Genomic DNA, 12,884 nt, shown 5'->3' on the forward strand with positions numbered 1-12,884 from the left:
TTCGATAAACCGGCTGGCTGGGGCCGCCCGCCGGCTCAGCCTTCCGAGATATCGAACAGGCGCCGGTGCTCGCGCATGGCGTAGCGGTCCGTCATGCCGGCGATGTAGTCCGAGATGGCGCGGGCCTGCGCCGTGTCGTCGTCGCGGCGATAGTCCGGCGGCAGCAGGCGCGCATTGCCCAGGAAAGCGACGAACAGCTCGCGCACGATGCGGCGTGCCTTGGTCGTCATGCGCACCACGCGGAAGTGGCGGTAGAGGTTGTCGAACAGGAAACGCTTGAGGACGTCGGCCTCGGCGCGGATTTCGGCGGAGAAGCCCGCCAGCGGCGGCGCGGCGCGCACTTCGTCGACCGAGCCGGGCGCGTGCCGCGCGATGCGCTCGGCCGTGGTTACGGTCAGGTCGACGATGAGGGTGTTGATCATGCGCCGTATGGTCTCGGCGATCTGCCGGCGCGGCGACGCTTGCGGATACAGCCGCAGGACCTCGGCGTGATGGCGCGCGAACAGGCTCACTTCCTGCAACTGCTCCAGGGTGATCAGCCCCGAACGCAAGCCGTCGTCGACGTCGTGATTGTTGTAGGCGATCTCGTCGGCCAGGTTGGCCAGTTGCGCCTCCAGCGACGGCTGCCGCTTGAGCAGGAAGCGCTCGCCGACGTCGCCAAGCTGGCGCGCGTGCGACACCGAACAATGCTTGAGTATGCCCTCGCGGGTCTCGAAGCACAGGTTCAGCCCGTCGAACGCGGCGTAGCGCTCTTCCAGCGCATCGACCACGCGCAGGCTCTGCAGGTTGTGCTCGAAGCCGCCGGCGGCCGGCGCCAGCTCGCGCATGCAGGCGTTCAACTCATCCTGTCCGGCGTGGCCGAAAGGCGTATGGCCCAGGTCATGCGCCAGGGAAATCGCCTCGGTCAGTTCCTCGTTCAAGCGCAGGCTGCGCGCCAGGGTGCGGGCGATCTGGGCCACTTCCAGGCTGTGCGTCAGCCGCGTGCGGAACAGGTCGCCTTCATGGTTGACGAAGACCTGCGTCTTGTACTCCAGGCGGCGGAAAGCGGTGCAATGGATGATGCGGTCGCGGTCGCGCTGGTAGTCGGTGCGATTGGTCGGCGGCGGTTCGGCGTGCGCGCGGCCCCGGCTGCGCGCCGGATCGCAGGCATAAGGGGCGAGGGTCGTGTCCACGGAATCGGTGTCCATGCCAGCGTCCCCGCCGCTCGTCACACCGGGCCCACGGTGCGCGCCAGCACGCGCAGCACGGCGTCTTCCGGCGCCTTGCGCGTCAGCGCCTCGCCGATGCGCGGCGTCAGCACGAAGCGGATCTCGCCGCCCTCGGCCTTCTTGTCGACCCGCATCAGGTCCATCCAGTGCTGCGCGCCCAGGTCCGGCGCCACGGTGGGACACCCTATCGCCGCCACCAGGGCGCGCACGCGCGCCACGTCGGCGGCCGGAAAGCCGGCCACTTCGGCCGACAGCTCCGCCGCCTGCACCATGCCGCAGCCCACCGCCTCGCCGTGCAGCCAGGCGCCATAGCCCAGGCCGGACTCGATGGCGTGGCCGAAGGTATGGCCCAGGTTGAGAATGGCGCGCAAGCCGCCCTCGCGCTCGTCCTGCGCCACCACCCGCGCCTTCGATTCGCACGAGACCTGGATGGCGTGCGCGATGGCGGCCGGCTCCAGCGCGCGCAAGGCGGCGGCGTTTTCCTCGCACCAGGCCCAGAAGGCGGGATCCATGATCATGCCGTACTTGATGACCTCGGCCAACCCGGCCGACACTTCGCGCGCCGGCAAGGTGCCAAGCACGTCGGTATCGATTTCCACCGCCACCGGCTGGTGGAAGGCGCCGATCATGTTCTTGCCCAGCGGATGGTTCACGCCGGTCTTGCCGCCCACGGACGAATCGACCTGCGCCAGCAGCGTGGTGGGCACCTGCACGAAGCGGATGCCGCGCATGAAGACCGCCGCGGCGAAACCGGTCATGTCGCCGATGACGCCGCCGCCCAGGGCGACCAGCACGGAGCGGCGGTCGAAGCCATTGGCCAGCAGCGCATCGAAAATTTGGTTCAGCGTCTGCCAGTCCTTGTGCGCCTCGCCGTCCGGCAACTCGATGCGCAGCACGCGGCGCCCGGCGCGGGCCAGCGCGCGCTCGGCGCGTTCGGCGTACAGCGCGCCCACGGTGGGATTGGTGACCAGGCCGATGGCCGTGGCATCGGCCGGAATGGCCTCGTCCAGGGCATCCAGGCGGCCCGGGGCGATACGGATGGGATAGCGTCCGCCAGGGACGTCGACGTCAACGACATTCATGCTTGCTTGATCTCGTAGGCTTGCAACTTGGACACCAGCGACTTGACCAGGGAGTAGACCGGCGTGCAACCGGTTTCCACCGTCAAATGGGCGACTTCGCGGTACAGCGGTTCGCGCTTCTGCAGCAGGTCGCGCAGCGTGGCGCGCGGGTCGGCGGTCCGCAACAAGGGACGGTTGCGGTCGCGCGCGGTGCGGCGGAACAATTCGTCCACGCTGGCACTAAGGTAGATCACGATGCCCTGCTCGCGCAGCAGCTTGCGGTTGCCTTCGGCCAGGATCGCCCCGCCGCCGGTCGCCAGCACGATATTGCGGCGCGTGACGCAGCGCTCCAGCGTCGCCGCCTCGCGCTTGCGGAAGCCCTCCTCGCCCTCGATTTCGAAAATGACGGGGATGCGCACGCCGCAGCGCGACTCCAGTTCGTGGTCGAGGTCGACGAATTCGCGGCCCAGCGTCCGCGCCAGGCCGCGCCCTATCGTCGTCTTGCCGGAGCCCATCATGCCGACCAGGAAAATCGGCAGGTCGTACGGCAAGGTCGCCCGCGGGCCGGGCAGCGGCTGGCAGGGGTCGTAAAGCGAGGCGGAGTCAGTATCCGGGGCCGGATCTTCGTCCGGGCAGGCGGGTGGGATGACGTTCATGCTGAGTATTATCCCATTGGCGGCAGTTGTCCGGGCGCTACACTGAACAACGCTGTTACAGAAACCGACGTCCGTGCCAGGGCCCGGCCGCGACTTGCCCTTAAAATCGCCGCGATGAGCAAGCCCCAGAACCCCTCCAAGAAAGACCAGCCCACCTCCAGCGGCTCCCCCTTCCTCCGATTTTTCGTCAAGCTCGGCATTTTCTGCCTCGGTCTGGCGATATGCGGGCTGCTGCTGGGCGGCATGGCCTTGGCGCTGGCATGGCCCAACCTGCCGGACCTGCACGCGATGACCGACTACCGGCCGCGCGTGCCCCTGCGCGTCTATACGGCCGACAAGGTGCTGATCGGCGAATTCGGCGAAGAACGGCGCAACGTGCTGCGCTTCAACGAAATCCCCGACGTCATGAAGGCGGCCGTGCTCTCGGCCGAGGACGATCGCTTCTACCAGCACGGGGGGATAGACTGGACCGGCGTGGTGCGGGCGGGGCTGACCAACATCGTCAACATGTCCAAGACGCAGGGCGCCAGCACCATCACCATGCAGGTGGCGCGCAACTTCTACCTGTCCTCGGAAAAAACCTATTCGCGCAAGTTCTACGAACTGCTGCTGACGTTCAAGATCGAGTCCAGCCTGACCAAGGACCAGATTCTCGAACTCTATATGAACCAGATTTATCTGGGCCATCGCGCCTACGGCTTCGCCGCGGCCGCGCGCACCTACTTCGGCAAGCCCTTGTCGGAAATCTCGCCGGCCGAGGCCGCCATGCTGGCGGGGATCCCCAAGGCGCCGTCCCGCTTCAATCCGCTGTCCAACCTGCCGCGCGCGCAAATCCGCCAGCATTACGTGCTGGGCCGCATGCACAGCCTGGGCTATCTGACCGACGCCGAGTACCAGACGGCCATGAGCCAGCCCATCGTGCTGAAATCGGCCGAAGGCACGCCGGCCGGCGGCTACGCCATCCACGGCGAATACGTCGCCGAACTGGCGCGCCAACTGTTGTACGGCGTGTACCAGGACAACGTGTATTCGCGCGGCCTGAACATCTACACCACCGTGCAGTCCAAGGACCAGGAAGCGGCCTACCGCGCGGTGCGCGAAGGCGTGCTGGACTACACGCGCCGCGCGCCCTACCCGGGCCCCGAGGACCAGCTCGACATGCCGGCCGGCATCGAGAACAACCCCGCCCAACTGGACGAATTCCTCGACGGCGTGCTGGACAAGTATTCGGACAGCGGCGACCTGCTGGTGGCGCTGGTGCTGTCGGCCAGCCCCAACGAGATCCGCCTGGTGCGCAGCTCGCGCGAAGTCATCTCCATCACGGACAAGAAAACGCTGGGCGTGGTGGCGCGCGCGCTCAACGACAAGGCCAAGCCGGCGGCCCGCATCACGCGCGGCTCGGTGGTCTATATCCACAAGCAGGCCGACGGTAGCTGGGAAGTCATCAACATGCCGTCCGTGCAGGCGGCTTTCGTCTCGCTGTCGCCGCAGGACGGCGCCATTCGCTCCATGGTGGGCGGCTTCGACTTCTATCGCGGCAACTTCAACCGCGTCACCCAGGCCTGGCGCCAGCCCGGCTCCAATATCAAGCCCTTCGTCTACGCCGCCTCGCTGGAGCGCGGCCTGACCCCGGCCACGCAGATCTCGGACCAGCCGTTCGAATTGAGCGCGGCGCAGACCGGCTCCAAGGCCTGGAGCCCGAAGAACTACGGCAACCAGTACGAGCCCATGCTCACCATGCGCCAGGGCCTGTACAAGTCCAAGAACATGGTGTCCATCCGCATCCTGCAGGCGATCGGCCCCCAATACGCGCAGGACTACCTGACCCGCTTCGGCTTCGACAAGTCGCGCCAGCCGGCGGTGCTGCCGCTGGCCCTGGGCGCGGGCTCGGTGACGCCGCTGCAACTGGCGGGCGCCTATTCGGTGTTCGCCAACGGCGGCTACCGCATCACGCCTTACCTGATCGACAAGGTCACCGACAGCAGCGGCAAGGTGGTCATGCAGTCCAAGCCGCTGGTGGCCGGCGATTCCGCCGCGCGCGCCATCGATCCCCGCACCGCCTTCGTGATGGACGACATGCTGCGCGGCGTGGCCACTTATGGCACGGCCGCCCGCGCCCGCGCGGTCCTCAAGCGCAGCGACATCGCCGGCAAGACCGGCACCACCAACGAATCGGTGGACGCCTGGTTCTCGGGCTATACGCCCAGCCTGGAGGCGACCGCCTGGCTGGGCTACGACCAGCCGAAATCGCTGGGCTCGCGCGAAACCGGCGGCGGCGTGGCGCTGCCGATCTGGCTGAGCTACATGCAGGAAGTGCTCAAGGGCGTGCCGGAACAGAAGCAGCGTCCGAAACCGGACGGCCTGATCACCGAAAACGGCGACTACTATTTCTCGGAATTCCCGCCCGGCCAGGCGGTGGCGCGGCTGGGCCTGCCGCAGGGCGATTCGCTGGGCGAGTTCCTGAACGCCCTGAATTCGTCCTCCAACGACGGCGACGGCTTCAACAACGGGCAGCCCAAGCCGCAGTAAGCGGCCAGGACGGGCTACGCGGCGTCAGACCCGCACGGTCACCGGTACACCGGCGGCGTCGGAACAGATCTGCGACAGGGCATCGGCCAGGCCGGGACCGCCGCGCGTGTCGTTCCAGTGCTTGCCGTCGTAGCGGTAGTGGAAACCGCCGCTGCGCGCCGCCACCCAGATCTCCTGCATGGCGGCCTGGCTGTTGACGACGACGTGGGTGTCATCCTCGAAAACCAGGGTCAGGACGTTGCCGCTGCGGTTGGCTTCGATGTCCACGTCCAGGGAAGCCGCCCAGTCGTCGGCCTGGCTTTCGAGGGAATCGAGCACCTGCTCGGCCAACGCAAGAAATTCGGTTTCGTTCATAATCCCAACCTGCATGAATTTCGGAGTTCCCAGTGTCCCATATGGCAACCAGCCGCAGGGTTCTATGCATTGTAGCCACGCTGGCCGCCGGCGCTTGGCTGGCTGGCTGCGGCTACAAGGGTCCGCTCTACCTGCCGACCGGCGCTAGCGCGCAGCAGGCCAAGCCGCCGGTGGGCGTGCGTCCGGCCCCGCTGCCGCCGACCATACCCGGCAGCGCGCCCGACGTCCGGATCGCCCCGGCCCTTCCTTCCTATCCGTCGACCGCCGCACAACAATGACAGCTTCCCATCCCCGGCGCCCCCAACCGGCCGGCCACCCCCATTTCCACCTCAAGGACGGTTCGCTGTACGCCGAAGACGTGCCGCTGCAAGTGCTGGCCGACCGCCTGGGCACGCCGCTCTACGTCTATTCCCGCGCCGCCCTGCGCGCGACCTGGGAGTCCTATCGCGACGCCGCGGCGGGCCGCGACGTGCTGATCTGCTACGGCATGAAGGCCAACTCCAACCTGGCCGTGCTCAAGGAATTCGCGCGCCTGGGCGCCGGTTTCGACATCGTGTCCGGCGGCGAGCTCAAGCGCGTGCTGACCGTCGGCGCCGATCCCGCCAAGGTGGTTTTCTCCGGCGTGGGCAAGCAGGCCTGGGAAATGCAGGCCGCGCTGGAAGCGGGCGTGAAATGCTTCAACGTCGAGTCCGAGGCCGAGCTGCACCTGCTGTCGGACGTCGCCGTGTCCATCGGCAAGAAGGCGCCGGTGTCGCTGCGGGTCAATCCCGACGTCGACGCGGGCACCCATCCCTACATTTCCACCGGGCTGAAGGAAAACAAGTTCGGCATCGCCATCGAGAACGCGCTGGACGCCTATCGCACGGCCGCCGGCCTGCCGGGCTTGCAGGTCGTCGGCGTGGACTGCCACATCGGCTCGCAGATCACCGAGGTCAGCCCCTACCTGGACGCCCTGGACAAGCTGCTCAACCTCATCGACGCGCTGGCCGCGGCCGGCATCGCCATCGAGCACCTGGACCTGGGCGGCGGCCTGGGCATCACCTATGAGGACGAGACCCCGCTGGCGCCCAAGGCCCTGCTGGACCAGGTCTACGCCAAGCTGGAAGAGCGCGGCCTGGCCCGCCTGAAGCTGGTGATGGAACCGGGCCGTTCGCTGGTGGGCAATGCCGGGGTGCTGCTGACCACGGTGCAATTCCTCAAGCACGGCGACACGCACAATTTCGCCATCGTCGACGCCGCGATGAACGACCTGCTGCGCCCGACGCTCTACGACGCCTGGCACGGCGTGCTGCCGCTGCACCCGCGCCAGGGCGCGGCGGTGGACTACGACGTGGTCGGCCCGGTCTGCGAAAGCGGCGACTGGCTGGCCCGCAAGCGTTCGCTGGTGGTGGAACAGGGCGACGTGCTGGCGGTGGAATCGGCCGGCGCCTACGGCATGGTCATGGCCAGCAACTACAACACCCGCCCGCGCGCCGCCGAGGTCATGGTGGACGGCGCGGAATACCACGTCATCCGCAAGCGCGAATCGGTCGAAGACCTGCTGCGCGGGGAATCGACGCTGCCCTGAGCGGCGACAGCCCGCGGCGTGGGGGCTTTTTTGCCGCCGGGCCGCCCCAAGGCAAAAACGCCCCCTCGGGGGGCAGCAAGCGGCGACAGCCGCGCGGCGTGGGGGCTTTTTTTTTCAGAACGTGTAACCCGTTCTCCAGTTCGTGCGTATTAGAAGGTTGCGTCCCGCATGGGACGCAACCCTACCCACACTGGAGAACCCCCATGTCGACCAAGAACAAAGTCACGTCCGCCCTGCTGGCCAGCGCCATCGCCGGCCTCGCCTCCCCCCTGGCGCACGCCGCCCCGCTGACCAAGGCGGAAGTCGACGCCGCCATGGCCGCCCACAAGGAAAAGTGCTACGGCGTGGCCCTGAAGGGGCAGAACGACTGCGCCGCCGGCCCCGGTACCACCTGCCAGGGAACGTCCACCATGGACTTCCAGGGCAATGCCTGGAAATTCGTCCCGGGCGGCACCTGCACCAGCATCACGGTGCCCGGCGGCGCCCACGGCTCGCTCACGCCCATCAAGTCCTGAACGCGCCCATGGCGCAAGCGATGGCGGCCAGGTCCACCATCCTCCCCGCCCCGCCGGACGACGGCCGCGCATCTCCCCCGGGGCGCGGCCCGGCCGGCGCGCCGGCGCGGGCGTGCCTGGCCGGCGCCAGTTTCAAGCCGGAACACCTGCGGGCCATCCTTGCCCAGGACGCCGGCGCGGCCGGCGCCGGTTTCTTCGAGGTCCACGCCGAAAACTACATGGGCGCGGGCGGCCCGCCCCATCGGGCACTGGCCGAGATCCGCCAGCGCTACCCGCTCTCGGTCCATGGCGTATGCATGTCGATCGGCGGCCCCGATCCCCTGGACCGGCGCCACCTCGCGCGCCTGTGCGAGGTCGTGCGGCGGTACGAGCCGCGGCTGGTGTCCGAGCACCTGGCCTGGTCCTCGCACGGCGGCGCCTACTTCAACGACCTGCTGCCCTTGCCCTATACCGCGGCGACGCTGCGCCGGGTCTGCGAACACATCGACCAGGCGCAGGAAGCGCTCGGGCGGCAACTGCTGCTGGAAAACCCGTCCACCTACGTCGCCTACGACGCCTCGACGATGAGCGAAACGGATTTCATCCGCGCGGTGTCGCGGCGCAGCGGCTGCGGCCTGTTGCTGGACATCAATAACGTCTTCGTCTCCGCGACGAACCACGGCTATTGCGCCACCGCCTACCTGGATGATTTTCCGCTGGAACAAGTGGGAGAGATCCACCTGGGCGGGCATGACGCGCAACGCGACGACCAGGACGAGCCCTTGCTCATCGACAGCCACGACCGCGGCGTCGCCGCGCCCGTATGGGCGCTCTACGCGCGGGTGATCGAACGCCTCGGCCCCGTCCCGACGCTGGTCGAATGGGACAGCGAATTGCCGCAATGGCCGGTGCTGCGAGACGAGGCCGCGCGCGCCGGCAGGATCATGGCGCGGCAAGGCCACGCCGCGCAGGCGCCCGTTTCATGAACACGCATGCCGGCGATTACGCCGCGGCATTCGCCGCCGCCCTGCTCGACCCCTCCGCCCCCGCTCCCGGTGGCGTGACGGGCCGCGGCGGCAAGCCGGCCGGCGCGCGCTACGACGTCTATCGCAACAACGTCACGGTAAGCCTCATCGACGCGCTGGCCGCCATCTATCCGGCCGTGCGGCGCATTACCGGCCCCGACTTCTTCCGGACGATGGCGCGCGCGCACGTCAGGGCCTGTCCGCCCGCCTCGCCCCTGCTGTCCGAATATGGCAGGGATTTTCCCGGCTTCATCGCCGCCTATCCCCATGCGCGCGGCCTGCCCTGGCTCGCGGATACGGCGAGGATGGAACGCGCGTGGCTCGACGCCTATCACGCGGCCGACGGCCCAACGCTGGCCGCGGACACGCTCGCGCGCGTCGACGCCCGCCGTCTCGCGGATATCCGCTTCGTGCCGCATCCCGCCACCCGGATCGTGCGCTCGCGCTATCCGGCCGTATCCATTTTCGCCATGAACCGGCGCGACGGGCCCGTCGAACCCTTTACGTCCAGCGACCCCGAGGATGCGCTCATCACCCGTCCCGAACTGGACGTCATGGTGTCGCGCCTGCCCGCCGCGGGCGCCGCCTTCATCGCCGGCCTGATGCACGGCGCGCCCCTGGGGGCGGCCGCCGGCCAGGCTTATGAGGAAGACCCCTCCTTCGATCTGTCCGCCAATCTGGCGGGCATGATCGCGGCGGGCGCCTTCGGCACGATCCACCTTGGAGCCTGAACATCATGTCCACCCGAAATCCCGCGCCGGCCGCCGCGCCCGGACCCGCCTGGCGCCAGGCCTATGCACGCGCGTGCCGCCGCGCCCAGGGCGTGGCCCGGCCCTGGCTCGCGCAACTGATGCTGCGCATCGCGCTGGCCGTGCCGTTCTGGAAATCCGGCGTACTCAAATGGGACGGCTTCCTGCGCCTGAACGACACCGCCGTGTACCTGTTCTCCGACGAGTTCAAGCTGCATCTGCCGGGCGGCCCTTATCCTTTTCCCGCGCCCGCCCTCGTCGCCTTCCTGTCGGGCTGCGGCGAAATCGCGCTGCCGGCGCTGCTGGTGCTGGGATTGGGGACACGTTTCGCCGCGCTCGGCATGCTGGCCATGACCTGCATCGTCCAGTTGACCGTCCCCGACGGCTGGCCCGTGCACCTGACCTGGGCGGCCATGGCCCTGGGCATCGCCGCCTGGGGTCCCGGCCGGATCGCCATCGACAGCCTCCTGGGGGATCGCGCGGCGCGGCACGCCGGGTAGGTGCGCCCGCATACCCAAACGCCGTAATCTACGCGTGAAACCCTCGTTCGCTTCCACTTCCGCCATTTCCCCGAAACCCTGGAACCCAACCGTAGACTCAGCGTTCCCGCCATTTCCCTCGACATCGGTTGCTATGGATCGAAACAAGCACCACGGGCTGGAACTCGTCGAACTTCGGCTCAAGGCCCTGTTCCTGGCCGCGCTCGACGGCGACGCCAAGGCCTACCAGGCCTTTCTCCATGCCCTCGGCCAGCACGTCCGGGCCTTCCTGCGCAGGCGCCTGGACAGATGGCCCGACGATGTCGAGGATGTCGTCCAGGAGGTCCTGATCGCCGTGCACAATGGCCGCCATACCTATGCGGTGGATCAGCCCTTGACGGCCTGGGCCTACGCGATAGCCCGATATAAGATGATCGACCATTTGCGCAGCCGCTCGGCCTACGAGAAAACCCACTTGCCGCTGGACGACCAGGCGGAGATGTTCGCCGGGTCGGACGAGGAAACCACGCATGCGCGCCGCGACATCATGGTATTGCTGGAACAGTTGCCAGACCGCCAGCGATTGCCCATCGTGCACGTCAAGCTGCACGGCCTGTCGGTGGCCGAGACCGTCGCGCTGACGGGGCTGTCGGAATCCGCCGTCAAGGTGGGCATCCATCGCGGGCTGAAGGCGCTTGCCAAGAAAATACAGGGGATACTCGATGAAAACCGACGACCTCATCTCGCTGCTGGCGAATAACGTCGCGCCGGTCGACAGGCACGCCGCGGCGCGCCGCTACGGCGTGGGGCTGCTGCTGGGCGCGCTGGGCGCCATCGTCCTCACCCTGGCGGTCTTCGGCATGCGGCCCGACATCGGCGTCATGCTGCATACGCCGCTGTTCTGGGCCAAGGTCGCGTTCCCCGCCCTGACCGCGGCCGCGGCGCTCAGGACGCTCCTGCGCCTGTCGCGGCCCGGCACGCCCGTCGGCAACGCCTGGGCCCTGACCGCGCTGCCGGTGCTGGTCCTGTGGGTCGCGGCCGCCGCGGCCTACGGCCTGGCGCCGGCCGGCGAGCGGATGCCCATGCTGCTGGGGACCAGTTGGCGCAGTTGCCCCTTCGCCATCGCCTTGTTGTCCATCCCGGCGCTGGCCGGCGCCTTCTGGGCGGTGAAAGGCATGGCGCCGGTGCGCCCGCGCGGCGCCGGCGCCGCCGCGGGACTGGTGGCCGGTTCGATCGCGACGACGGCCTATTGCCTGCACTGCCCGGAAATGGGCGTGGCCTTCTGGGCCGTCTGGTACGTGGCCGGGATGCTGGTCCCGGTCGTCATCGGCGCCTTGCTCGGGCCCCGCTTGTTGCGCTGGTAGACACCGGCGCGTCTTGCCCCGAACGCGGGCCGGGGCCGGGGCCCGCGCCGCGCCGCCTCAGAGCTGCCCGTAGGAATGCAGGCCCGACAGGAACATGTTCACGCCCAGGAAGGCGAATCCGGTGATCAGCAGGCCCACCAGCGCCCAGTAGGCCGCCATGACGCCGCGCAGCCCCTTGATCAGGCGCATGTGCAGCCAGGCCGCGTAGTTGAGCCAGACGATGAGGGCCCAGGTTTCCTTGGGGTCCCATTGCCAGTAGGCGCCCCAGGCGTCCGCCGCCCACAGCGCGCCCAGCACGGTCGCCACGGTGAAGAACGCGAAGCCGATGGTGATGGCGCGGTACATGATGTCGTCCAGCACCTCCAGCGGAGGCAGCGCCGCCGCGATGCGGCGGCGGCCCAGCAGGATGCCGGCCACGATCACGGCACCCAGGCCGAAGTATTCCATCCACGCCGCCGACAGGCCCTTGGTGCGGAACACCATGGGTTCGGCGCACAGCAGCACGCCCAGCACGAACAGCGGCGCGAGCTTGAGCCAAGACGTGGTCTGCCCATGCTCCTTCACCAGGTAGGCGAAGCCCACCATCGCCGCCAGCGAGAACGTGCCGTAGCCGATGAAATTGGCCGGCACGTGCAGCTTCATCCACCAGCTCTTGAGCGCCGGCACCAGCGGCTGGATCTGCGCGGCGTCGCGCGTGAAGGCGTACCACAGCAGGAACATCACCGCCGAGGAAATCACCAGCAGCACGAAGCCGCCGAGGGCGCGCGTGTTGTAGCGGCGCTCGTAGTAGAGATAGAACATGGCCGTGATCAGCGAGAACAGCACGAAGACCTCGTACAGGTTGCTGACCGGGATGTGGCCCAGGTCCGGTCCCATCAGATGGCCTTCGCGCCAGCGCACCAGCATGCCCGTGACGCCGGCGAAGACCGCGCCCCAGGTCAGCGCGGTGCCCAGCCACGCCGCCGTCGGGCTGAACAGCCCGATCCAGTAACAGGCCGTGGCCAGCACGAACAGCGCCGACATCCACAGGATGGCCGATTGCGAGGACAGCAGGTACTTCAGGAAGAACTCCTGCTCCGCGCGATTCAGGTCGTTGCCGTACAGCATGATGGCCAGGCCGCTGGCCAAGGCCGCGGCGATCATCAGGCGCCGCAGCGGCCGCCACAGCCAGCCCATCCACGTCAGCACCGGCACGGCGCCGCAGAGGATGATCTTTTCGTAGTAGTCCATCGACCCGGCGAAGCGCGTCAGGGCATAGCCCGCGCCCACCGCCAGCAGCAGGAAGAAGACCGCGTCGGTCCAGTCGGGACGCCCGCGCTGGATGCGGCTGTCGCCGCTTTCTGACATGCCTTCCCGCCAGAGATCGTCGGAAGGAGTGGTAATCGTGGAATCGGACAT

General features: G+C 68.2%; 14 protein-coding genes. 9 read left to right on the forward strand and 5 right to left on the reverse strand.

The genetic code is table 11. The annotated features are described in order from the left end of the window. Window positions 1-35 precede the first annotated feature (35 nt). From CAL29_RS30075 to CAL29_RS30085, 3 genes are read right to left on the reverse strand one after another with little or no spacing between them, the layout of a single operon-like run. Window positions 36-1,187 (reverse strand): deoxyguanosinetriphosphate triphosphohydrolase, encoded by a 1,152-nt coding sequence (locus tag CAL29_RS30075; protein WP_094856516.1) that lies wholly within the window; start codon window positions 1,185-1,187, stop codon window positions 36-38. A gap of 20 nt (window positions 1,188-1,207) precedes the next feature. Further along, entirely contained in the window at window positions 1,208-2,290 is a 1,083-nt protein-coding gene (gene aroB / locus CAL29_RS30080; RefSeq protein WP_094856517.1) for a 3-dehydroquinate synthase, read from the reverse strand. After that, a complete protein-coding gene (locus tag CAL29_RS30085; protein ID WP_094856518.1) occupies window positions 2,287-2,925 on the reverse strand; it encodes a shikimate kinase in 639 nt (212 codons plus the stop codon). The genes aroB and CAL29_RS30085 overlap by 4 nt, the downstream gene beginning before the upstream one ends. A 114-nt stretch (window positions 2,926-3,039) precedes the next feature. On the opposite strand from CAL29_RS30085, the gene CAL29_RS30090 reads away from it, so the two are divergent. Continuing rightward, entirely contained in the window at window positions 3,040-5,454 is a 2,415-nt protein-coding gene (locus CAL29_RS30090; RefSeq protein WP_094856519.1) for a penicillin-binding protein 1A, read from the forward strand. A 24-nt stretch (window positions 5,455-5,478) separates the two neighbouring features. Here CAL29_RS30090 and cyaY read toward each other — a convergent pair whose 3' ends face one another. Further along, window positions 5,479-5,808 (reverse strand): iron donor protein CyaY, encoded by a 330-nt coding sequence (cyaY, locus tag CAL29_RS30095; RefSeq protein ID WP_094856520.1) that lies wholly within the window; start codon window positions 5,806-5,808, stop codon window positions 5,479-5,481. Between the two features lie 41 nt (window positions 5,809-5,849). Between cyaY and lptM the strand changes: the two genes are divergently transcribed. The 8 genes from lptM (at window position 5,850) to CAL29_RS30135 (ending at window position 11,486) form a co-directional block, all read left to right on the forward strand. Beyond that, window positions 5,850-6,086 carry an LPS translocon maturation chaperone LptM gene (lptM, locus tag CAL29_RS30100; RefSeq protein ID WP_143277791.1) on the forward strand — a complete coding sequence of 79 codons (237 nt, stop codon included), beginning with the start codon at window positions 5,850-5,852 and terminating at the stop codon, window positions 6,084-6,086. Then, a complete protein-coding gene (lysA, locus tag CAL29_RS30105) occupies window positions 6,083-7,375 on the forward strand; it encodes a diaminopimelate decarboxylase (protein WP_094856522.1) in 1,293 nt (430 codons plus the stop codon). Before lptM ends, lysA begins: the two co-directional genes overlap by 4 nt. Before the next feature lie 203 nt (window positions 7,376-7,578). Then, entirely contained in the window at window positions 7,579-7,890 is a 312-nt protein-coding gene (locus tag CAL29_RS30110; protein ID WP_094856523.1) for a BufA1 family periplasmic bufferin-type metallophore, read from the forward strand. A gap of 8 nt (window positions 7,891-7,898) precedes the next feature. Beyond that, a complete protein-coding gene (gene bufB / locus CAL29_RS30115) occupies window positions 7,899-8,855 on the forward strand; it encodes an MNIO family bufferin maturase (protein WP_256977816.1) in 957 nt (318 codons plus the stop codon). Then, window positions 8,852-9,625: an HvfC/BufC N-terminal domain-containing protein gene (locus CAL29_RS30120; RefSeq protein ID WP_094856524.1), complete on the forward strand. Its 774-nt coding sequence runs from the start codon at window positions 8,852-8,854 to the stop codon at window positions 9,623-9,625. Before bufB ends, CAL29_RS30120 begins: the two co-directional genes overlap by 4 nt. Before the next feature lie 5 nt (window positions 9,626-9,630). Next, window positions 9,631-10,143: a DoxX family protein gene (locus CAL29_RS30125; protein WP_094856525.1), complete on the forward strand. Its 513-nt coding sequence runs from the start codon at window positions 9,631-9,633 to the stop codon at window positions 10,141-10,143. Between the two features lie 133 nt (window positions 10,144-10,276). Next, window positions 10,277-10,882, forward strand: coding sequence for a sigma-70 family RNA polymerase sigma factor (locus CAL29_RS30130; protein WP_094856526.1), 606 nt, complete (start codon window positions 10,277-10,279; stop codon window positions 10,880-10,882). Continuing rightward, window positions 10,845-11,486, forward strand: a complete 642-nt coding sequence (locus CAL29_RS30135; RefSeq protein WP_094856527.1) for a DUF1109 domain-containing protein — start codon at window positions 10,845-10,847, stop codon at window positions 11,484-11,486. Before CAL29_RS30130 ends, CAL29_RS30135 begins: the two co-directional genes overlap by 38 nt. 57 nt (window positions 11,487-11,543) lie before the next feature. Here CAL29_RS30135 and ccsB read toward each other — a convergent pair whose 3' ends face one another. Beyond that, window positions 11,544-12,884, reverse strand: coding sequence for a c-type cytochrome biogenesis protein CcsB (gene ccsB / locus CAL29_RS30140; protein ID WP_094856528.1), 1,341 nt, complete (start codon window positions 12,882-12,884; stop codon window positions 11,544-11,546).

The organism is Bordetella genomosp. 10 (assembly GCF_002261225.1).
Classification (GTDB): Bacteria; Pseudomonadota; Gammaproteobacteria; order Burkholderiales; family Burkholderiaceae_B; genus Bordetella_C.